The 20,816-nt window shown below is 58.8% G+C and carries 17 protein-coding genes and 1 other annotated feature; of the genes, 11 read left to right on the top strand and 6 right to left on the bottom strand.

The window, feature by feature from the left end:
- Positions 1–68: 68 nt before the first annotated feature.
- From apt to htpG, 5 genes are all read left to right on the top strand, one after another.
- Positions 69–620 (top strand): adenine phosphoribosyltransferase, encoded by a 552-nt coding sequence (gene apt, locus F3I47_RS05990; RefSeq protein ID WP_150029370.1) that lies wholly within the window; start codon positions 69–71, stop codon positions 618–620.
- A 157-nt stretch (positions 621–777) separates the two neighbouring features.
- Positions 778–2,874: a DNA polymerase III subunit gamma/tau gene (dnaX, locus tag F3I47_RS05985; RefSeq protein WP_150029371.1), complete on the top strand. Its 2,097-nt coding sequence runs from the start codon at positions 778–780 to the stop codon at positions 2,872–2,874.
- Positions 2,216–2,277, top strand: a sequence feature (DnaX frameshifting element). (Overlaps the previous gene by 62 nt.)
- Before the next feature lie 55 nt (positions 2,875–2,929).
- Positions 2,930–3,262 carry a YbaB/EbfC family nucleoid-associated protein gene (locus tag F3I47_RS05980; protein ID WP_009091641.1) on the top strand — a complete coding sequence of 111 codons (333 nt, stop codon included), beginning with the start codon at positions 2,930–2,932 and terminating at the stop codon, positions 3,260–3,262.
- Entirely contained in the window at positions 3,262–3,867 is a 606-nt protein-coding gene (recR, locus tag F3I47_RS05975) for a recombination mediator RecR (RefSeq protein ID WP_046101370.1), read from the top strand. Before F3I47_RS05980 ends, recR begins: the two co-directional genes overlap by 1 nt.
- A gap of 97 nt (positions 3,868–3,964) precedes the next feature.
- Positions 3,965–5,839: a molecular chaperone HtpG gene (htpG, locus tag F3I47_RS05970; RefSeq protein ID WP_033736390.1), complete on the top strand. Its 1,875-nt coding sequence runs from the start codon at positions 3,965–3,967 to the stop codon at positions 5,837–5,839.
- A 295-nt stretch (positions 5,840–6,134) separates the two neighbouring features.
- Here the strand turns inward: htpG and F3I47_RS05965 are convergent, their stop codons facing one another.
- The gene (locus F3I47_RS05965; RefSeq protein ID WP_009091634.1) at positions 6,135–7,004 is read right to left on the bottom strand and encodes a LysR substrate-binding domain-containing protein; all 870 of its coding nucleotides are present in this window, start codon (positions 7,002–7,004) and stop codon (positions 6,135–6,137) included.
- Positions 7,005–7,191: 187 nt separating this feature from the next.
- Between F3I47_RS05965 and F3I47_RS05960 the strand changes: the two genes are divergently transcribed.
- The 4 genes from F3I47_RS05960 (at position 7,192) to F3I47_RS05945 (ending at position 11,257) form a co-directional block, all read left to right on the top strand.
- Positions 7,192–8,067 carry a DUF6024 family protein gene (locus F3I47_RS05960; RefSeq protein WP_150029372.1) on the top strand — a complete coding sequence of 292 codons (876 nt, stop codon included), beginning with the start codon at positions 7,192–7,194 and terminating at the stop codon, positions 8,065–8,067.
- 113 nt (positions 8,068–8,180) lie between these two features.
- Complete coding sequence (gene adk / locus F3I47_RS05955) at positions 8,181–8,825, top strand: adenylate kinase (RefSeq protein ID WP_009091630.1); 645 nt, start codon at positions 8,181–8,183, stop codon at positions 8,823–8,825.
- Between the two features lie 113 nt (positions 8,826–8,938).
- Complete coding sequence (hemH, locus tag F3I47_RS05950; RefSeq protein WP_058956355.1) at positions 8,939–9,898, top strand: ferrochelatase; 960 nt, start codon at positions 8,939–8,941, stop codon at positions 9,896–9,898.
- Positions 9,899–9,955: 57 nt separating this feature from the next.
- On the top strand, positions 9,956–11,257 hold the full coding sequence (locus F3I47_RS05945; RefSeq protein ID WP_058956354.1) for an inosine/guanosine kinase: 1,302 nt from the start codon (positions 9,956–9,958) through the stop codon (positions 11,255–11,257).
- Between the two features lie 62 nt (positions 11,258–11,319).
- Here the strand turns inward: F3I47_RS05945 and ybaL are convergent, their stop codons facing one another.
- Positions 11,320–13,014 (bottom strand): YbaL family putative K(+) efflux transporter, encoded by a 1,695-nt coding sequence (ybaL, locus tag F3I47_RS05940; protein WP_009091623.1) that lies wholly within the window; start codon positions 13,012–13,014, stop codon positions 11,320–11,322.
- Between the two features lie 505 nt (positions 13,015–13,519).
- Here ybaL and ushA point away from each other — a divergent pair.
- Positions 13,520–15,292: a bifunctional UDP-sugar hydrolase/5'-nucleotidase UshA gene (ushA, locus tag F3I47_RS05935; RefSeq protein ID WP_150029373.1), complete on the top strand. Its 1,773-nt coding sequence runs from the start codon at positions 13,520–13,522 to the stop codon at positions 15,290–15,292.
- 34 nt (positions 15,293–15,326) lie between these two features.
- On the opposite strand, the gene F3I47_RS05930 is transcribed toward ushA, so the two are convergent.
- Positions 15,327–15,758 carry a multidrug/biocide efflux PACE transporter gene (locus F3I47_RS05930; RefSeq protein ID WP_009091619.1) on the bottom strand — a complete coding sequence of 144 codons (432 nt, stop codon included), beginning with the start codon at positions 15,756–15,758 and terminating at the stop codon, positions 15,327–15,329.
- 89 nt (positions 15,759–15,847) lie between these two features.
- On the opposite strand from F3I47_RS05930, the gene F3I47_RS05925 reads away from it, so the two are divergent.
- Positions 15,848–16,717, top strand: a complete 870-nt coding sequence (locus F3I47_RS05925; protein WP_009091617.1) for a LysR family transcriptional regulator — start codon at positions 15,848–15,850, stop codon at positions 16,715–16,717.
- On the opposite strand, the gene ybaK is transcribed toward F3I47_RS05925, so the two are convergent.
- From ybaK to copA, 3 genes are all read right to left on the bottom strand, one after another.
- Positions 16,714–17,193, bottom strand: coding sequence for a Cys-tRNA(Pro)/Cys-tRNA(Cys) deacylase YbaK (ybaK, locus tag F3I47_RS05920; protein WP_009091615.1), 480 nt, complete (start codon positions 17,191–17,193; stop codon positions 16,714–16,716). The genes F3I47_RS05925 and ybaK overlap by 4 nt on opposite strands.
- Before the next feature lie 175 nt (positions 17,194–17,368).
- Positions 17,369–18,172 carry a TraB/GumN family protein gene (locus F3I47_RS05915; RefSeq protein ID WP_150029374.1) on the bottom strand — a complete coding sequence of 268 codons (804 nt, stop codon included), beginning with the start codon at positions 18,170–18,172 and terminating at the stop codon, positions 17,369–17,371.
- Positions 18,173–18,243: 71 nt separating this feature from the next.
- Positions 18,244–20,757, bottom strand: a complete 2,514-nt coding sequence (gene copA / locus F3I47_RS05910) for a copper-exporting P-type ATPase CopA (RefSeq protein ID WP_150029375.1) — start codon at positions 20,755–20,757, stop codon at positions 18,244–18,246.
- Between the last annotated feature and the right edge of the window lie 59 nt (positions 20,758–20,816).

Raw genomic sequence — 20,816 nt, 5'->3', positions numbered from 1 at the left:
GAGCCTTTTACCAGGTATTAGCGCTTTTGAAGCTGCGCGAAACAGAATTTTTTACCAGGCGTATCATCATGACCGACACTGCGCAGCAGCTTGAATTCATTAAAAACAGCATCAAAAGCATCCCCGATTATCCTAAGCCAGGCATCCTGTTCCGCGATGTCACCAGCCTGCTGGAAGAACCCAAAGCCTATGCCGCGTCGATTGCGCTGCTGGTTGAGCGTTACCGTAATAAAGGCATCACCAAAGTGGTCGGCACGGAAGCGCGCGGTTTCCTGTTTGGCGCACCGGTGGCGCTGGGCCTGGGCGTCGGTTTTGTGCCGGTGCGAAAGCCGGGCAAACTGCCTCGTGAAACCTACAGCGAAGCCTATGAGCTGGAGTACGGCACCGATCAGCTGGAACTGCATAAAGATGCCATTCAGCCTGGCGACGTGGTGCTGGTGGTCGATGACCTGCTGGCGACCGGCGGCACGATCGAAGCGACAGTGAAACTGATTCGTCGTGCAGGCGGTGAAGTGAAAGACGCGGCGTTCATCATCAATCTGTTCGACCTGACCGGTGAATCGCGTCTGACTGCCCTGGGCGTTGAGAGCTACAGCCTGGTTAAATTCCCCGGCCACTAAGCCACTCTTCCGGCCTTGCTCCCGCGCGAGGCCGTCACGCCCCTGGCGTCAAGATAACGAGTGCCAGGCAAAAGCGTAGCTGATAGACTACTGCAATCTTATACAGGGGTTGCAGAGCGTCTGCGCTCATCTTTCCATCCAACTTCGTCGAATCCACATGAGCTATCAGGTACTTGCGCGAAAATGGCGTCCCCAGGCTTTTGCTGATGTTGTCGGTCAGGAACATGTTCTGACCGCGCTGGCGAATGGATTGTCTCTGGGACGCATCCATCATGCTTATCTCTTCTCCGGCACCCGCGGCGTCGGTAAAACCACCATTGCGCGTCTGCTGGCCAAAGGCCTTAACTGCGAAACCGGTATCACCGCGACCCCCTGTGGTCAGTGTGACAACTGCCGGGAAATCGAGCAGGGCCGCTTTGTCGATCTGATCGAGATTGACGCCGCATCACGCACCAAAGTTGAAGACACCCGCGATCTGCTCGACAACGTGCAGTACGCCCCGGCGCGTGGCCGCTTCAAAGTCTATCTGATCGATGAAGTGCACATGCTGTCACGTCACAGCTTCAATGCGCTGTTAAAGACGCTGGAAGAGCCGCCTTCACACGTTAAGTTTTTACTGGCCACGACCGATCCGCAGAAACTGCCGGTGACCATCCTTTCGCGCTGTCTGCAGTTTCACCTCAAGGCGCTGGATGTCGATCAAATCCGTCAGCAGCTTGAGCATGTCCTGAAGCAGGAACAGATTGAGAGTGAAACCCGTGCGCTGCAACTCCTGGCACGGGCTGCCGATGGCAGTATGCGTGATGCGCTGAGCCTCACTGACCAGGCCATTGCCATGGGGCAGGGGGCGGTGACCAGCAGCACGGTCAGCGTCATGCTTGGTACGCTGGATGATGAGCAGCCGCTGGGGCTGCTGGAGGCGCTGGTCGAGGGTGACGGTCAGCAGGTGATGAACCTGCTGAGTCAGGCGGCGTCTCGCGGCGTCGAGTGGGAGGCGCTGCTGGTAGAAATGCTGCGCCTGCTGCATCAGATTGCGATGGTGCAACTGCTGCCCGCCTCACTCAATGATGATGACGAGAGCAGTGCGCTTCGTTTGCGGGAACTGGCCCGGGTGGTGCCGCCCGCCGATCTGCAGCTCTACTATCAGACCCTGCTGATGGGGCGCAAGGATCTGCCGATTGCGCCCGACCGCCGCATGGGGGTGGAGATGACGCTGCTGCGTGCACTGGCGTTTCATCCGAAAGCCGCCGTGGCGGAACCCATTGCGCGTCCCGCATTAACCGAGCAGATGTCGCCAGTAGCCCCGGCACAGCGATCGGCTGCGGGATCGACATCAGCGGCAACAGCCGCCCGACAACCGGCCATGGCGTCACCGCCGCAGACGACACAGCCGCAGCCACAGCCACAGCCACAGCCACAGCCACAGCCACAGCCACAGCCGCAGCCAGCCGCAACGCCGCAGCCAGTTGCGGCGCAGCCACAGATGGCGGCACCCGACGCGGAGCCACCGCGTTCGTCACCGCCCGATGCCGCACCGGACAGCGCGCTGTCGAGTTCCACCAGCCAGCTCCTGCAGGCGCGCACTCAGTTGCTGCGTCAGGGAGCGAACAAACCAAAAAAGAGTGAGCCGGCGGCGCCAGGTGCGCGGCCGGCCAACTCCGCGCTGGAGCGGCTGGCTTCCGTTACCGAGCGCAGTCAGCAGCGGATCCGCGATCGCGAGCCTGCCGCGCCGGTAAAAGAGGAAGCGTACCGCTGGAAGGCGGTAAATCAGACGGAGGAAGTGGCGGAGCCGGTGGCGACGCCAAAGGCCTTGCGTTCTGCGCTGGAGCATGAGAAAACCCCTGAGCTGGCGGCGCGTCTGGCGGAAGAGGCGCAGCAGCGCGATCCCTGGGCCGCAGAAATCGCTCTCCTGCCGCTGCCGAAGCTGGTTCAGCAGCTGGCCTTAAACGCGTGGAAAGAGGTGACTGAAAGCGGCGTCTGCCTGCATCTGCGCAGCAGCCAGCGGCATCTTAATTCAGCGTCGGCGCAGCAGGTGTTAAGCGAGGCGCTGAGTCAGCACGCCGGGCAGAGAGTTGAACTCTCGGTAGTTGAAGACGATAATTCATCGGTGTTGACGCCACTGGAGTGGCGTCAGGCCATTTACGAAGAGAAACTGGCGCAGGCGCGTCAGTCGATCACCTGTGATACCCACATCCAGACGCTACAGCGATTTTTCGATGCCGATCTGGATGAGGAGAGTATCCGACCTGTTTGAACACGCTGCTGCTATCGTCACGATAGCGTTGTAGCCTTAGCTGAGAGAGAAAACTATGTTTGGTGGTAAAGGCGGATTGGGCAATCTGATGAAACAGGCCCAGCAGATGCAGGACAAAATGGCCAAAGTTCAGGAAGAGATCGCCGCGCTTGAAGTGACCGGTGAGTCCGGTGCTGGCCTGGTAAAAGTCACCATTAACGGCGCACACAACTGCCGTCGCGTGGAAATCGATCCCAGCCTGCTGGAAGATGACAAAGACATGCTGGAAGATCTGGTTGCGGCAGCGTTCAACGATGCCGCACGTCGCATTGACGAAACCCAGAAAGAGAAGATGGCTTCTGTCTCTTCAGGCATGCAGCTGCCGCCAGGCTTTAAGATGCCATTCTGATGCAAACCAGCCCACTGCTTGAATCATTGATGGAGTCGCTGCGCTGTCTGCCCGGCGTGGGGCCGAAGTCGGCTCAGCGCATGGCGTTTCAGCTGCTGCAGCGCGATCGCAGCGGGGGCATGCGGCTGGCACAGGCGCTGACCCGGGCGATGTCGGAAATTGGTCACTGTGCCGATTGCCGCACCTTCACCGAGCAGGAAATCTGCACGATCTGCGCCAACCCACGGCGTCAGCAGAATGGTCAGATTTGCGTGGTGGAAAGCCCGGCGGATATCCACGCCATTGAGCAGACCGGCCAGTTTGGCGGTCGCTACTTTGTCCTGATGGGCCATCTCTCGCCGCTCGACGGGATCGGTCCGGCCGACATCGGTCTGGATCGTCTGGAGCAGCGTCTGGAGAGTGAAACCCTGCAGGAAGTGATCCTCGCCACCAACCCGACGGTGGAAGGTGAGGCGACCGCGAACTATATCGCGGAGCTCTGTGGCCAGTATGGCGTCAGCGCCAGCCGAATCGCGCACGGCGTGCCGGTGGGCGGTGAGCTGGAGATGGTCGATGGCACCACGCTCTCCCATTCACTGGCGGGTCGCCAGAAGTTTAAATTTTAATCACTTGCCGGTGTTGTGACAGACACCGGCTTGAAAATCCCCCCGTCATCCCCACATCAACCTCAACGTTTGTTCAACCTGTTTTGTTGAGGTAGCAATGACCATGAAAGGACAAGAGACCCGTGGCTTTCAGTCGGAAGTAAAACAACTTCTGCACCTGATGATCCATTCTCTCTATTCAAACAAAGAGATTTTCCTGCGTGAGCTGATCTCCAACGCCTCGGATGCGGCCGACAAACTGCGCTTCCGCGCCCTGTCAGATTCCAGCCTGTATGAAGGTGATGGCGAGCTGCACGTTCGTCTCTCTGTTGATAAGGACAACCGTACCCTGACGCTGAGCGACAACGGTATCGGTATGCGTCGTGATGAGGTGATTGAGAACCTCGGGACTATCGCCAAATCAGGCACCAAATCTTTCCTTGAATCCCTGGGTTCTGACCAGGCGAAAGACAGCCAGCTGATCGGTCAGTTTGGTGTGGGCTTCTACTCCGCCTTTATCGTGGCGGATAAAGTGACCGTGCGCACCCGTGCCGCGGGCGCCTCAGCCGATGAAGGGGTTTTCTGGGAGTCAGCAGGCGAGGGTGAATATACCCTGGCGGAGATTGAGAAAGCCGACCGCGGGACCGAGATCACCCTGCATCTGCGCGAAGGCGAAGATGAGTTCCTGGATGTCTGGCGCGTTCGCAACATCATCAGCAAGTACTCCGATCACATCGCGCTGCCGGTTGAGATCGAAAGCAAAGATGAAGAGAGCGACACGACGCACTGGGAGAAGATCAACAAAGCCCAGGCGCTGTGGACCCGCAACAAATCTGATATCAGCGATGAAGAGTACAACGAGTTCTACAAGCACATCGCTCACGACTTCAGCGATCCGGTCGCGTGGAGCCACAACCGGGTGGAAGGTAAGCAGGAATATACCAGCCTGCTCTACATTCCGGCGCGTGCGCCGTTCGATATGTGGAACCGCGATCAGAAGCATGGCCTGAAACTCTATGTGCAGCGCGTCTTTATCATGGATGACGCTGAGCAGTTTATGCCGAACTACCTGCGCTTTGTACGTGGCCTGATTGACTCCAGCGATCTGCCGCTGAACGTTTCCCGTGAGATCCTGCAGGACAGCCGCGTCACGCAGAGCCTGCGCGGTGCGCTGACCAAACGTACCCTGCAGATGCTGGAAAAACTGGCGAAAGATGACAGTGAGAAGTATCAGACCTTCTGGAAAGAGTTCGGTCTGGTGCTGAAAGAGGGCCCGGCAGAAGATCACGCGAATCAGGAAGCGATCGCGAAGCTGCTGCGTTTCGCGACCACCCAGAGCGACGGCGCGGCACAGACCGTTTCGCTGGAAGATTACGTCAGCCGCATGGTGGAAGGTCAGGAGAAGATTTACTACATCACTGCTGACAGCTATGCCGCTGCCAAGAGCAGCCCGCATCTGGAGCTGTTCCGCAAAAAAGGCATTGAGGTGCTGCTGCTCTCCGATCGCATCGACGAATGGATGATGAGCTACCTCACCGAGTTTGACGGGAAAACCTTCCAGTCAGTGAGCAAAGCGGACGAGTCGCTGAGCAAGCTGGCCGATGAAGAGACCGAAGAGCAGAAAGAGGCGGAAAAAGCGCTGGAGCCGTTTGTTGAGCGGGTGAAAAATCTGCTGGGTGAGCGCGTGAAAGAAGTACGTCTGACTCACCGTCTGACCGACACACCCGCCATTGTCACGACCGACGCCAACGAGATGACCACGCAGATGGCGAAGCTGTTTGCCGCGGCCGGACAAGAGGTACCGGAAGTGAAGTACCTGTTCGAAATCAACCCGGATCACCCGCTGGTGAAACGTGTTGCCGATACTCAGGATGAAGCACGCTTCGGTGAGTGGGTTGAGCTGCTGCTGGATCAGGCACTGCTGGCTGAGCGCGGCACCCTTGACGATCCAAACCAGTTTATCCGTCGCATGAATCAGCTGCTGACGGCTTAAACCCTCAGACCGGTATTTTCACCGGTCTCAGTCGGCTGATAAAGCCAAAGCAGGATGATTCTGACCGCAACGCCTGCACCCGCTGCGCAGGGGACACGGTCAGAAGAGGAAAGCGTCCCGCGCTAGGGATGGCGCGGGTCGAGCGTGTCAGGGATGACGGCTTTTGCGTCTTTCCGATCTGACCGTGTTCCCTGTGCTAACTCGATCTGACAGCAGAGCAGAGCCGAGCAGAGTAGAGCAGGGCAGTTCAGAGCAGAGTCAACAACATCAAGCCGGTGATCATCACCGGCTTTTTTTATGGCTGTGCGGCATCCCGCAGCCAGTCCCGAAACAGGGTGATCTCGCTGTCGTCACGGCGACTCTGCTTCGTCATCATCCATGTTGCCCGATCGGTCGGGACAAAGCCGAGTGGGGCGATCAGCGATCCCTCCTCCAGCTCCCGCCGAACCAGCAGACGCGGCGCCATCAGCACGCCCAGACCACTGCGTGCCGCCTGAATAGCCAGCGTCAGCGTCTCAAAGTGCTTACCGCTGCTGAAGCGGCCACTGACCCCTGCCTTTGAGGCCCACTCTGACCAGGCGTGGAGACGGGTATCCGCATGCAGCAACGGCATTGCCGATAAATCTTCGCCCACCCGCAGCTGTGAAGCGAAATGCGGGGCGCAGAGCGGTCCGATCTCATCCTCGCTCACCAGCATCGCGTCAATATCGGGTTCAGGTGATTCACTATGGCTGAGGATCAGCACATCCACATGCTCGCTGCGCAGTTGAGGAACCTGAGCCAGCGGCTGAAAGTGAACCTCAATCTCCGGATAGCGCTGATAAAAGCTGGAGATGCGGGGGATCAGCCATTGCGATAAAAAACTGGGGGCACAGGAGATGCGAATCTGCTGAAGCAGACCGGTGCGGATATTTTCACAGCTGCTGCGTAATTCACTGAATGCCTGCTGACAGCTCAGCAGCAGCCGGTCGCCATGTGCCGTCAGCTTTACGCGGCCATTGGTGCGGACAAACAGCGGTTTGCCCATCCAGCTCTCCAGCTGGCGAATCTGATGGCTGATGGCACTGTGCGTGACGTGCAGATGTTCAGCCGCCACGCTGAAGCTGCTGTGCAGGGCTGCCTGGTGGAAATAGTGAAGCGCTCTCAGTGGCGGCAGTCCGTTCATCCTTATCCCCTGTGCAAAAATCTAACAGGGATTGTCAATTTATATCATTTTAAAGTCCAGCCGCATTGGCCTACTCTACAGGACAAATTCTGGCGGGTTGACTCATCCTTTTATCTGTGATTTTCCACAGCTATTCCGCCTGGCTTCACCTGCGTTCACGCCACACTATTATTCAAGCGAGACTGCCATGGCAAACGGCCCTTTATCCTCTGAAACGTCTGAAGAGGCGCGTCATCGGTTGCGCCTGGCGCTGTCACGTTATTATAAACTTGAGCAGTTTGACCTCTTCTTTACCCCCTCACTGCATGTGGCTCAGGTGCTGCTCTCTCAGCTGTTTCTGCGCCAGGAGCAGACGCGCAATCAGACCCGCTACGCCTCACACTATCCGGTTACCGAACTCAGCGTTCTGCCCGCGATCCCCCTGATCGCCGGTAACATCACGCTGGTGCCGCACGTCGATTTACCGGATGGCCGGGTGCGCCCGCTGCGGGAGTGCCAGCGCCACGGCGTGACGGAAGCGAGCGAGAGCTTCGCCAGCGTGCTGCATCACAAACTGATCGACGAAGCCCGTCTGTTTGTGACCCGACTGGATAGGCATGCGGAGATCTGCGGCGATCTGGTGCTGGTGGCGCTAAGAACGCACGACTTCAGCACCCTGGTACGCAGTGAACTGCGTCTGTTTGAACAGGGGCTGACGCTGCCCGCCATCGACGAGGCGCTGCATCGCCTCAACGATCCGCAGTGGCGGCCTTACAATGCCGCCACCGTCGATGCGCTTTCACTTTCAGGGCCGCTGTCGCTCAACTCCAGCCATCAGCCCGGTCTGCCCTTTGCCAGCTTTACGCTCCCGGCACCGCTGTTCGCCAGGCTGTCGGACGCCGATGACGTGGTGAAGTGGCCGCAGCAGGCGCGGCTGCAGCTGAATGCCAACGTGCGCGGCAGCGGTAAAAAAAGCGTGAATATGACCCATTATCTGAGCCGCCGGCTGCAGTATTTGCTCGGCACCGGCATGAAATCTGAAAAAGCGTCAGGCAGACCAGCCGGGTCTGGTTTCGCGCCATAAAGCCAGTAAAGTAGCCCTGAGCGATCCGCGCCCTTCCTTGTGATGAGCGGGTCATAATGGTATGTTCTTCGCCTTCAAGATAGATCAATGCGATTCGCAAGGGGATTTACGCAATGCGTATTATTCTGCTCGGAGCTCCGGGCGCAGGTAAGGGGACTCAGGCCCAATTCATCATGGAGAAGTACGGCATTCCGCAAATCTCCACTGGCGACATGTTGCGTGCAGCAGTGAAAGCAGGCAGCGAGTTGGGCAACCAGGCGAAAGCCATCATGGATGCTGGCAAACTGGTGACCGATGAGCTGGTGATTGCGCTGGTTAAAGAGCGTATCACCCAGGAAGATTGCAAAAACGGTTTCCTGCTGGACGGTTTCCCGCGCACCATTCCTCAGGCGGATGCAATGAAAGAAGCCGGGATCACCGTTGATCACGTGCTGGAGTTCGCTGTACCGGACGAACTGATCGTCGAACGTATCGTAGGTCGTCGCGTGCATGCGCCGTCAGGCCGCGTCTATCACGTCACCTTCAATCCACCGAAAGTGGAAGGCAAAGATGATGTGACCGGTGAAGAGCTCACCACGCGCAAAGACGATCAGGAAGAGACCGTGCGTAAGCGTCTGGTGGAATACCATGAGATGACCGCGCCGCTGATTGCTTACTACAGCAAAGAAGCGGAAGCGGGCAACACCGCCTATCACAAAATCGATGGCACCCGTAAGGTGTCCGAAGTGAGTGCTGAGCTGGCTAAGATTCTGGGCTAAGCTCACCGGGGCCGGGATTACCGGCCCCTTTTGCAGTAATTGCTTTTACCTCCCACTAATTCCGCTACAATTTCCCTGTTTTCACGCATCCCCGTTGTTATCAAGGAACTCCAATGAGGCAAGATAAGCCCGGCGTGTTACTGGTTAATTTAGGTACGCCAGACGCCCCTACCACACCTGCTGTTAAACGTTATCTGAAACAGTTTTTAAGCGATCCTCGCGTGGTCGATGCGCCGCGCTGGCTCTGGTGGCCGGTTCTCAATGCCGTCATTCTGCCGTTTCGCTCACCGCGTGTATCGAAGCTCTACGCTTCGGTCTGGATGGAAGGGGGATCGCCGTTGCTGGTCTATAGCCAGCGTCAGCGCGACGCCCTGGCGGCCCGCGTCGATATGCCGGTTGAACTGGGTATGAGCTACGGCAATCCCAGCCTGAAAAGCGCCGTGGATAAGCTGATGGCGCAGGGCGTGACCCGCCTGATTGTGCTGCCGCTCTATCCGCAATTCTCCTGCTCCACCGTGGCGGCGGTGTGGGATGGCCTGACCAGCGTCTTCAGAGCGTATCGCTCATTGCCTGAGGTGCAGTTTATCCGCGACTACGCCGAGCATCCGGCCTATATCGCCGCGCTGAAAGCCTCTGTCGAGCAATCCTTTGCGCGGCACGGCCAGCCCGATCTGCTGGTGTTATCCTTCCACGGCATTCCGCAGCGCTTTGCCAACGAAGGTGATGACTATCCGCAGCGCTGCGCGGATACCACAGCGGCCCTGGTGAAAGCGCTCGGCCTGCGTGAGGATCAGTACATGATGACCTTCCAGTCGCGTTTTGGCCGTGAGCCCTGGCTGATGCCCTACACCGACAAAACGATGGAAAGCCTGCCTGCGAAGGGGATTAAACATGTTCAGGTGATGAGCCCGGGCTTCTCGTCAGACTGCCTGGAGACGCTGGAGGAGATCAGTGGTGAAAACTGCGAAATCTTCATGCACGCCGGCGGCGAAAAGTTTGAGTACATTCCCGCACTGAACGCCGATGACGCGCACATCGACATGATGGTGCAACTGGTCAACGCACGTCGTTAAAGCAGAGGCGGAGAGTGTGATATCATTCTCCGCCTGTTTTTCCAGACGGCACTCCCGATGAAATTTCCCGGCAAACGCAAATCTAAACACTACTTTCCCGTCAGCGCACGCGATCCCCTGTTACAGCCGACTCAGACCGACGTTGATGCGGGCAGCTGGGTGGTGGGTATCGACCAGACGCTGGTGGATATCGAAGCAAAAGTCGATGACGCTTTTCTGTCACGATACGGCCTGAGTGCCGGGCACTCACTGGTCATCGACAATGATGTCGCGGAAGCGCTGTATAGCGAGCTGATGCGTGACGGGCTCATCACCCATCAGTTTGCCGGTGGCACCATCGGTAACACGCTGCATAACTTTTCGGTGCTGGCCGATGATCGCTCGGTCCTGCTGGGCGTGATGTGTAACAACATCCAGATTGGCGGCTACGCCTATCGCTACCTCTGCAACACCTCAAGCCGGGTAGATCTCAACTTCCTTCAGGGGGTGGATGGCGCGATCGGCCGCTGCTTCACGCTGATTGGCGAGCATGGCGAGCGCACCTTTGCTATCAGCCCCGGTCAGATGAATCAGCTTCATCCGGATAGTGTGCCGGAAGACGTAATTGCCGGGGCCTCGGCGCTGGTTCTCACCTCCTATCTGGTGCGCTGTGCCGAGGGTGAGCCGATGCCGCAGGCGACGCTGCGCGCGATTGAGTATGCCAAACGCCATCATGTGCCGGTGGTGCTGACGCTGGGCACTAAACATGTGATTGGCGACAACCCTCAGTTCTGGCGTGACTTCCTGCGTGACCATGTCAGCATCGTGGCGATGAATGAAGAGGAAGCGCTGGCACTGACCGGAGAGTCCGATCCGCTGCTCGCCGCGGATATGGCGCTGGAGTGGGTGGATCTGGTGCTCTGTACCGCTGGCCCAATCGGGCTCTATATGGCGGGGTACACCGAGGAAGAGTTCAAACGCAAAACCAACCATCCGCTGCTGCCTGGCGCGATTGCGGAGTTCAATCAGTATGAGTTCAGCCGGGTGATGCGCCAGCAGGATTGCCAGCAGCCGCTGCGTGTCTTCTCGCACATCGCGCCTTATATGGGCGGCCCGGAGAAGATCATGAACACCAACGGCGCGGGGGATGGGGCGCTGGCGGCGTTACTGCATGATATTACCGCCAACACCTATCACAGTCTGAACGTGCCCAACTCCAGTAAACATGCGCGTCCTTATCTGACCTACTCGTCGCTGGCGCAGGTGTGTAAGTACGCCAACCGTGTCAGCTATCAGGTGCTGAACCAGCATTCGCCGCGTTTAACCCGCGGACTGCCGGAACGCGAGGACAGCCTGGAAGAGTCCTACTGGGATCGGTAAAGCGGGTCGCGACAGGATATATAAAAGGCCCTTCTGAACAGCAGGGCTTTTATGAGCAGCAATCAGCGCACTACATCACAGGGCTGTAAATCCTCGCCCTGCGTCATCTCATCCTGCAGGATCTGCAGCATGCTGCTGGCGATCTCACGCTCACCCATCACGACGCGGGATGCACCGCGTTCCATGATGTATTCCACTTCATCGTCGTAGTGGGCGCGGGCGATAATCTCAATGTTCTGGTGTTTTTCACGCGCGGCGGTGACCACTTCACCCGCCTCATAGCCATTCGGGATCGTGAGTAACAGCCAGCGGGCGCAGTCCAGTCGTGCCAGTTCCATGGTTTCAGCGCGGGCCGCGTTGCCCAGCACCGCTTTGATACCCTGCTCGCGCAGCGCTTCGACCCGTGGACGCGAGTTTTCAACCACCACCAGTGGCACATTCGCCTCCAGCAGCTTCTGACCAATCAGGCTGCCCACCCGGCCATAACCGACAATCACCGCGTGATTGCAGAAATCGACCGGAATCTGCTTCTCTTCTTCGATGGCCTCTTCCAGCGTCTGCTCTTCCATGGTTTCGGTTTTCGCCAGAAAACGCTCCAGCAGGGTAAACAGAATCGGGTTAAGCATAATCGACAGAATAGCGGCGGCCAGCACCAGGTTGCGCCCCTCATCGCTGAGCAGGCCGAGTGAGATACCCAGACCCGCCAGGATAAAGGCGAACTCACCGATCTGCGCCAGACTGACCGAAATGGTCAGCGCCGTGCGACGCGAATGGCCGAGCAGTGACACCAGCAGCCAGGCGGCGACTGACTTGCCGACCACAATAATCACCAGCGCACCCAGCACGGCCAGCGGCTGCGTTACCAGAATGGAAGGGTCAAACAGCATCCCCACCGAGACGAAGAACAGCACCGCAAAGGCATCGCGCAGCGGCAGGGTATCGCGTGCCGCGCGATGGCTCAGTTCGGACTCGTTGAGCACCATACCGGCGAAGAACGCACCCAGCGCAAACGAGACATCGAAAAATTCAACCGCGCCAAACGCGATACCCAGCGCCAGGGCTAACACGGCCAGGGTAAAGAGTTCACGTGAACCGGTTGCCGCACTGCGGGCGAGGATCCAGGGCACAGCCCGGCGTCCCACGACCATCATCAGCACCATAAAGGCCGCCACTTTGCCGATGGTCCACAGCAGATCCCAGGCCAGCAGGCCGGCGCTGGCGTTGCCCTGTTCCATCATGCCGGCAATCGCAGGCAGCAGCACCAGCGTCAGCACCATTACCAGATCTTCAACAATCAGCCAGCCAATCGCAATCTGCCCGCGCTGGCTATCGATCAGCTGTCGCTCCTCTAACGCGCGCAGCAACACCACGGTACTGGCGGTAGAGAGGCAGAGGCCAAAGACAAGGCCGGTCATCCATGACCAGCCCAGCGTCCAGGACAATCCCATTCCCAGTAAGGTCGCGACGGCGATCTGCGCGATGGCACCGGGAATGGCGATCGACTTTACCGACATGAGATCTTTCATTGAGAAGTGCAGGCCGACACCGAACATCAGCAGGATAACGCCGAGTTCAGCCAGTTCAGGGGCCAGGTTGGTATCGGCAACGAAACCGGGGGTAAAGGGGCCGGCCAGCACGCCGGCCATCAGGTAACCGACCAGCGGGGAGATACGCAGGCGATTCGCCAGCATCCCAAGGAGAAATGCCAGAACCAGCGCTCCGACAATGGTAGTGATCAACGGGGTGGTGTGATGCATGCCTGTCTCCTTGTATGCAAATGTATCCGCTTGTAACAAACGAGTTTAATGTAAAATCATATCCTTCGCTGAGCAATTTGCGGGAATAGCGTAAAAAAACCGGAAAAAAAGCCAATTACACAATCGGAAGGCCATTTCTGCTCATTATCGGCAATACTGGCTGATTTTGCGGTTCAGACAGAGCAGGATAAATAAAAATTATCATGAGTAAATGCCGGGAGTCTGACGCAAATAGCCGGTAAATGGCCTCTCAGAGCGGCTAAAACCCGCCAGCTCCTCTTTTTGCTGGAGTAAACAATCAGTTAACAATAGAGCGAACTGGCGGTTGAGGTGACGCTGTCAGATAGGGAGCCTGCGATACGGTGGCCGCCCCCGGTTCTGCTGGCGGCATTGCGCGGACCGGGGCAGCTGGCGTGATGCGCATTGGCCTTGAGTTCGCCGGGAGAATGTGCGACACAGTGGGGCAATGCGGCCGGGAATTCGGGCCAGGGGAAAATTAAGGAGAATGTCAGTGGTGTTTTCAAGATGGACAGGGGCGGGGATCGCGCTGCTGGTGGCGCTGTTTCCGCTGTTTTCACAGGCCGCCCAGGCCGATCGCAGCTATCGCTTCAGCGTGCTGCACACAAACGATGAGCATGGCCATTTCTGGTTCAATGAACAGGGCGAGTATGGTCTGGCGGCACAGAAAACGCTGATGGACACGATGCGCTATGACGTGCAGGCCAGAGGCGGCGGCGCACTGATCCTCTCCGCCGGGGATGTGAACACCGGGGTGCCGGAGTCTGACGAGCTGGATGCAGAACCTGATTTTCGGGCGATGAACCTGATTGGTTATGACGCCATGGCGCTGGGCAATCATGAGTTTGATAAGCCGATTGCGGTGCTGCGTAAGCAGGAGAAGTGGGCGCGCTTCCCGCTGCTGGCTGCCAACGTCTATCAGAAAAGCACCGGTCAGCGGATGTTTAAACCCTGGGCGGTCTTTAACCGTCTCGGACTGAAAATCGCGGTTGTCGGGCTGATCACGCCTGACACGGCGAAGCTGGCTAACCCTGAAGGACTGAAAGATACCGACTTCCGCGATCCGATTGCTGAAGCCGTGAAGGCGGTAGCCGAACTGCGCGCCACAGAGAAGCCGGATGTAATTATCGCGCTGACCCATCTTGGTCACTATGACGATGGCAACCATGGCAGCAACGGCATTGACGATGTCACCCTGGCGCGCAGCCTGCCCGCCGGGACAATCAATCTGATTGTCGGCGGGCATTCGCATGACGCCGTCTGTATGGAAAAAGAGAACGTCAGCGTGAAAAATTATCAGCCTGGCCAGCCATGCCAGCCTGATAAGCAAAATGGCATCTGGATTATGCAGGCCGACAAGTGGGGCAGATATGTCGGACGCGGCGATTTTACCTTTCGCAACGGTCAGGTGACGCTGGAGGCGTATCAGCTGGTGCCGGTGAATCTTAAACACCGGGTGAAAAACGCCGATGGCAGCGAAACCTGGCTCACCTGGCAGGAGGAGATCCCTAAAAACAGTGCGATGATGAAACTGCTGATGCCGTTCCAGAAGCGGGCGGAGGCGAAGTTAACCGTCAATGTCGGCAGCGCCGACGGCGAGTTCAGCGGTGAAAAAGAGCAGGTTCGCTTTGAGCAGACCAACCTCGGCCAGCTGATTCTGCGCGCCCAGATGGCGCACACGCAGGCGGATTTTGCCGTGATGAGCGGCGGTGGCATTCGCACCTCGCTGAAATCGGGCAAGCTCAGCTGGCGCGATCTGCTGCAGGTTCAGCCGTTTAGCAATCAGGTGGTCTCTGTCAGTCTGACCGGCGCGGAGATCAAAAAATATCTGGATGTGGTTGCCAATATTCAGCCGGACACGGGGGGCTACGCCCAGTTTGCCGGGCTCAGCCTGACCGCGGATGGAAAGCAGGTCAGCGACGTCATGATCAACGGCAAGCCGCTGCAGGAGACGCAGCACTATCGTATGGCGACCAACAGCTTTAATGCGGCAGGCGGCGACGGTTATCCGCGTCTGGATAACCACGCGGGCTATCGCAACAGCGGAGCGGTGGATGCGCAGGTACTGCGTGAGTGGATTCACGCCCATTCGCCGCTTAAAGCCAGTGACTATCAGCCCAAAGGCCAGATCGTACACCTGACCGATGAGCAGATCCGGGCGCGGGATGAGGCGGCCGAAAAAGCGCGTAAGCGTAACTACCCGAAAATGATTCTGGCGTGGATCTGGCCGTGGGGGAACGAAACAGCCCGCACGCATTGAACGCACCGGGAGGCGTCTGCGCCTCCCGATTTTCTCATGCCCGGCAGTGGCGACGCCTGATCCAGCGGGCGCGCAGCTGGTCCCAGCCCCAGTTATAAGCGAGGGTAAACGGCAGGAAGAAGAGGAAAAAGGCCACTTCCACCAGAAACGCCTGCCACAGGGTAATATCCAGCATCAGGGCGGCAATCGGCAGACCGATCAGGATAAAGCCGCCTTCAAATCCCAGCGCATGAACGGCACGCACGACAGGCCCGCGTTTCTCGCCCGGCGCATAGATCCGATCAAACCCGGCGTTGTAGATCATGTTCCACAGCATCGCCGCGGTTGAAAGCATAATCGCCAGCGATCCCATCTGAAACAGCGGTTTATTCATCACCCAGGCCGCCAGCGGCGAAACGGTCAGAATCGCCAGCGTCTCAAAACAGACGGCATGAAGAATACGTTCTTTAAGTGAGCGGGTACGCATTGTGTTTTCTCCTTCAATCATGCGGCGCATTTTCCCATCGCAGGATGCTAAGATAAAATGAACACCTATCGGAAAAAGCGATGGAACGAATGCGATACTCCCCGGAATCCCTTGAGGCTTTTATGCAGACGGTGGCGAGCGGCTCCTTTTCTGCGGCTGCGCGCGCGCTGGGCAAAAGCCAGTCCACCATCAGTGCAGCGGTGGCCAGTTTAGAAGACGATCTCGGTTTTGCGCTGTTTGACCGTGCCGGTCGTCAGCCCATCCTGACGGAACAGGGGCACCGCGTGCTGCCTCAGGTTCAGCAGATTCTGGCCGCCAGTGAACGGCTGGATGCGCTGGCGATACGCCTGTCGCAGGGGGTGGAGCCCCGGCTCAGTTTTGCCATGTCCGATTTCTGGCAAACCGATCATCATGAACAGCTGCTGAAACAGCTTGATGCCCGCTACCCGGAGCTGGAACTGGAGTGCATGATTGCGGAAGATGAGGATGTGCTGGACCTGCTGCAGGCCGGGCGGGTCCATCTGGGCGTCGTGCGGGCGCAACCCAATCTGCCGGTGGATATCGCGGTGGCGCGACTGCAGGTTGAAGCACAGATGGCCATCTTTTTACATCGCGATCACCCACTGGCTCAGGCGGAGATCCTCAGCGAAAGCCAGCTGGAGCCGGTTCGGCATCTGCGGCTTAACACCTGGGTTGAAGCGCACCAGCCAAAACCGATGGGGCGTATCTGGTCTGCGCCCACCTATCTGTTACTGCTGGAGATGGCGGAACAGGGATTTGGCTGGACGATTCTGCCGCGCTGGCTGGTGAAACAATTCGGGCATGGCGTGTTGAAAGAGCTGTCGCTGCCGGGCTGGCCGCAGCATATCGCTGTTGAGGTGGTCTGGTCACGCCGCACGCCACCCGGTCCGGCGGGGCGCTGGATGATAGACCAGCTCTGTGCTCAGCCACGGGTTTAATCGTGGCGGGCAATATCCGCAAACGGCGCATCCAGCAGTCGTGAAAGATCGCCAGGTGCCAGTTCGATATCCAGCCCCCGTTTGCCGCCGGAGATAAACATGGCGCTGAACGCGCTGGCGGAGCGATCGATGACGGTAGGCAGTCGTTTTTTCTGTCCCAGCGGGCTGATCCCCCCCACCAGATAGCCGGTGACCCGTTGTGCCAGCTGCGGGTCGGCCATATCCGCTTTTTTTGCGCCCAGCGCCTTTGCCACCTTCTTCAGATCCAGCTGCGTCGAAACCGGCGTAATCGCCACCGCCAGCTGCTTCGCCTCGCCGTTAAGGGCGACCAGCAGCGTTTTATAGACCTGGCGCGCATCCAGATTGAGCTTGCGCACCGCTTCGTCTCCAAAATGGGTTTCGTTGCTGTCATGCTCATAGGGATGCAGGGTAAAACTGACCTTCTGTTTTTCCAGCAATTTTACGGCGGGCGTCATACGGGTTCCTTACTCAGAAAAATCTTATTACGCTTAATGATGGAAAAAGGTGGCGGAATTTTGTTCTTTGAGTGAAAATTGGCCGCGCGCCAGCAATTCGGTTGCTGAGCGATAACCAAAATCATAAACAAATTCCTCTTTGACGAGCCGATAATCTTATCGGCTCTCTTTTTTTTCAGGGCCTCTTCAGCATCTCAGGCAGGTTATCTTCGCCATAGAGGTGCAGCGCCCCCACCGCCACCACATAGTTGCCCGCCGCCAGACTCTGCAGGCTTTTACACCACTGCGCATTACGCTGACCGATCAGGGTATCGTTAAGCGTCTGGCTGAAGGTGGAGGGCAGGGTAATATCTGGCTGACGGGGTGGCGTATCGAGCCACCAGCTCACCATCATCTGCAGCAGCCGGGCATTGGTGTGCCAGTGCAGCAGCGTATCCTGTAACAGGGCCATACCGTCATCGGGCAGCGCGGTCAGCAGGGCGATCTGCGCATCGGCGCCTTCCAGCTCAATCACCGGTTTGTTCAGACCTTTCGCGGCCTGCAACAGCTGATAATCAATGCCGTAATCAGGCCGTAATCCCAGCCTCTGCGCCTGCTGTGCCTGTAACATCAGCGCCACCTGCCACGCAGGCAGGTGATCAAACTGGCTTAGCGTCAGGCTCATCTCCTGACAGAGTGCGCTGAGCCTCTGCATCGCCTGGTCCTCGAGCCGGGTGGCGAGGGCAGGGCGATCGCCAGCGTGATCAAAAGGTGAGCCGCCCTGGGTAATATCCGCTTCCACAATCAGCGCATCAGCCTGCTGCAGCTGACGCAACAGGCGGGCGGGCAGCGGCTGCATGTCGCGGGTCCCCATGTGGATGCTGCCAACCAGATGCAGCTGACGGTCGCCAAGCCGGACATCCATTGCCGGCCAGCGGTAACTGGCGGGGAAAAGCTGGCCGATAAAGCCGCGCAGTGAGCGCCAGAGGTTGCCTGTCATTCCCGGTCCTTTGCGATGTAAAACCCCATGCTAGCGACTTCAGCGAGGGAAAAACAGCGCCGGAACGACGATCACGGGCGCGGTGGCCGGTAACGCAGCAGGCGATTGGCATTGCTGACCACCGTAATCGAGGAAAGCGCCATCGCCGCACCGGCCACAATCGGACTGAGCAGCGTGCCGGTAAGCGGATAGAGCACGCCTGCCGCCACCGGAATACCGATGCTGTTATAAACAAAGGCTCCGAAGAGGTTCTGCCGGATATTGCGCAGTGTCGCCGATGAGAGGGCTAGCGCATCCGCCACGCTGTTAAGGTCAGCGCGCATCAGGGTAATCCCTGCGGTTTCGACAGCCACATCACTGCCGCCGCCCATGGCAATACCCACGTCGGCCTGCGCCAGCGCGGGCGCGTCATTGATACCGTCTCCGACCATCGCCACGCGATGCCCCTGCTGCTGTAACTGGGTAATCGCTGCCGCTTTGCCTTCCGGCAGCACGCCTGCAATGACCTCGTCAATGCCCGCTTCGGCAGCAATGGCGCGCGCGGTCGTTTCGTGGTCCCCGGTCAGCATCATCAGACGATAACCCTGCTGATGCAGTCGCTGGAGGGCGCCCCGGCTTTCCGGTCGCAGCCTGTCGCGCAGCGCGATTAATCCGACCAGCTCACCCTGTTCAGCCAGCAACACAGGGGTGGCGCCCTGCTGCGTCAGGCGCACAATCTCTGCTTCCGCTATCCGGCAATCGACGCCGTTCTCCTGCATCAGTTCCGCATTACCCAGCAGCAGCGTTCTGCCATCCAGTATGCCGCTGACACCTTTGCCGCGTATTGTACGAAATTGCGCAATGGCAGGAGGCTCAGTCAGTTTCGCTTCAGCTACAATCGCTTTCGCCAGCGGATGCCCGGAGGCAAACTCCAGCGCGGCGGCCGCTGCGATCACCGATTCCCGGCTGGCTGTGCCCCAGGCCTGAACATCGCTGACCTGCGGCGTACCCGCGGTCAGGGTGCCGGTTTTATCAAATACCAGGGTGTCGATCTGGCTGGCGCGTTGCAGCGCATCGGCGTCGCGAACCAGCACGCCCAGCTCAGCGGCGCGACCCACACCGGCAATGATCGACATCGGTGTCGCCAGTCCCAGTGCGCAGGGGCAGGCGATGATCAGCACCGTCGTCGCAATCACCAGCGTGTAGGCAATCTGCGGCTGTGGCCCGAACAGATACCACACGGCAGCACTGAGAAGCGCAATCACCATCACCACCGGCACAAAGATGGCAGAGATGCGATCGGCCAGCCGGCCCACGTCGGGTTTGCTGCTCTGTGCCTGCCGCACCAGCCGGATAATGCGCGACAGGGTCGTCTGCTCGCCGGTGGCTTTCGCGATGAACTCCACCGATCCATCCTGCACCAGGGTACCGGCAAAAATCGCCGCATCCGGGCTTTTACTTTGTGGCACCGCTTCGCCGGTCAGCATCGCCTCATCAAACCAGCCTTCACCGCTGGCGATGTCGCCATCGACCGGCACCCGGTCGCCCGTGACCAGACGCAGCCGCATGCCGGGCTGCACCGTGCTGACCGGTATCAGCTGGTCACCCTGTTCGCCGACCTGGCGCGCCTGAGCCGGGGTCAGATCGAGCAGGCGTTCCAGCGCTTCTGACGAGCGCTGACGTGCGCGCTGCTCCAGGGCATGGCCCAGGTTGATCAGGCCCAGAATCATGACGCTGGCTTCAAAATAGAGATGGCGGGCCTGCGGCGGGAAGAAGCCCGGCCAGAGCACCACACTGAAAGAGTAGATCCAGGCCGCACTGGTGCCGAGTGCCACCAGCGTATCCATGGTGGCACTGCCGTTGCGCAGATTGCGCCAGGCACTGCGGTAAAAATGGCTGCCGGTAAGCACCATGATCAGCAGGGTCAGGCAGCCCAGCGTCAGCCAGAGAGTGTGGTTGCTGTCGGTGAGCATCATGTTGTCGCCCACCATGCCCCAGATCATCAGGGGCACGCCAAAGGCCAGCGCGACAGCCGCCTGCCAGCTAAAGCGGCGCATCGCGCTGCGGGCGCTCTGCTGCTGCTTTTCGCGCCGCTCCTGTTCATCATCAACCACCTGCGCGCCATAGCCTGCGGCATCGACAGCGGCCACCAGCAACTGCGGATCAGCATCACCCAGCACCAGCGCGCTGCGTTCACCGAGATTGACCCGCGCCTGAGTGACGCCGGCAACCTGCTGCAGTGCTTTTTCTACCCGGCTGACACAGCTGGCGCAGCTCATCCCGTCGATCAGCAGCACATGAGTGGGAGCGGTTTTTTCTGCCGGCTGCGAGGCATTATCCGTTGTCAGCGCCTCCGGCGGCGGCTCCGATGCTGTCAACGGTTCAGACTTTGGGAAGGTGTCCGCCGGTTTCAGGGTCGCGTGATAGCCTGCCTGCTCCACGGTGGCGATCAGCGCAGCGGCCTCAGCGTGACCGGAAACCTGGGCTTCCTGCAGCGTGACCTCTGCGTGGTCGACGTCGTCGCGCTGTTCCAGTGCCTCTTTCACGCGTTTGACGCAGTGTCCACAGGACAAGCCGTCCAGGGCCAGGGAAAGGGTATGTGACATAATCAGCTCCTCAGGTGAACATATTTGACCGTTAGGCCAGTTTCGATTCATGCTTAAGC

It is taken from the genome of Pantoea sp. M_10, from assembly GCF_008631515.1.
GTDB lineage: Bacteria > Pseudomonadota > Gammaproteobacteria > Enterobacterales > Enterobacteriaceae > Pantoea > Pantoea anthophila.
This window is presented reverse-complemented; position numbering and strand designations above follow the sequence as displayed.

Coding starts and splice junctions, on each gene's coding strand:
- F3I47_RS05980 (WP_009091641.1), top strand. CDS start 2,930: ATGTTTGGTGGTAAAGGCGGATTGGGCAATCTGATGAAACAGGCCCAG.
- F3I47_RS05915 (WP_150029374.1), bottom strand. CDS start 18,172: ATGACAGGCAACCTCTGGCGCTCACTGCGCGGCTTTATCGGCCAGCTT.
- adk (WP_009091630.1), top strand. CDS start 8,181: ATGCGTATTATTCTGCTCGGAGCTCCGGGCGCAGGTAAGGGGACTCAG.
- ushA (WP_150029373.1), top strand. CDS start 13,520: ATGTCAGTGGTGTTTTCAAGATGGACAGGGGCGGGGATCGCGCTGCTG.
- F3I47_RS05945 (WP_058956354.1), top strand. CDS start 9,956: ATGAAATTTCCCGGCAAACGCAAATCTAAACACTACTTTCCCGTCAGC.
- F3I47_RS05930 (WP_009091619.1), bottom strand. CDS start 15,758: ATGCGTACCCGCTCACTTAAAGAACGTATTCTTCATGCCGTCTGTTTT.
- hemH (WP_058956355.1), top strand. CDS start 8,939: ATGAGGCAAGATAAGCCCGGCGTGTTACTGGTTAATTTAGGTACGCCA.
- htpG (WP_033736390.1), top strand. CDS start 3,965: ATGACCATGAAAGGACAAGAGACCCGTGGCTTTCAGTCGGAAGTAAAA.
- F3I47_RS05960 (WP_150029372.1), top strand. CDS start 7,192: ATGGCAAACGGCCCTTTATCCTCTGAAACGTCTGAAGAGGCGCGTCAT.
- F3I47_RS05965 (WP_009091634.1), bottom strand. CDS start 7,004: ATGAACGGACTGCCGCCACTGAGAGCGCTTCACTATTTCCACCAGGCA.
- copA (WP_150029375.1), bottom strand. CDS start 20,757: ATGTCACATACCCTTTCCCTGGCCCTGGACGGCTTGTCCTGTGGACAC.
- apt (WP_150029370.1), top strand. CDS start 69: ATGACCGACACTGCGCAGCAGCTTGAATTCATTAAAAACAGCATCAAA.
- ybaL (WP_009091623.1), bottom strand. CDS start 13,014: ATGCATCACACCACCCCGTTGATCACTACCATTGTCGGAGCGCTGGTT.
- dnaX (WP_150029371.1), top strand. CDS start 778: ATGAGCTATCAGGTACTTGCGCGAAAATGGCGTCCCCAGGCTTTTGCT.
- F3I47_RS05925 (WP_009091617.1), top strand. CDS start 15,848: ATGCGATACTCCCCGGAATCCCTTGAGGCTTTTATGCAGACGGTGGCG.
- recR (WP_046101370.1), top strand. CDS start 3,262: ATGCAAACCAGCCCACTGCTTGAATCATTGATGGAGTCGCTGCGCTGT.
- ybaK (WP_009091615.1), bottom strand. CDS start 17,193: ATGACGCCCGCCGTAAAATTGCTGGAAAAACAGAAGGTCAGTTTTACC.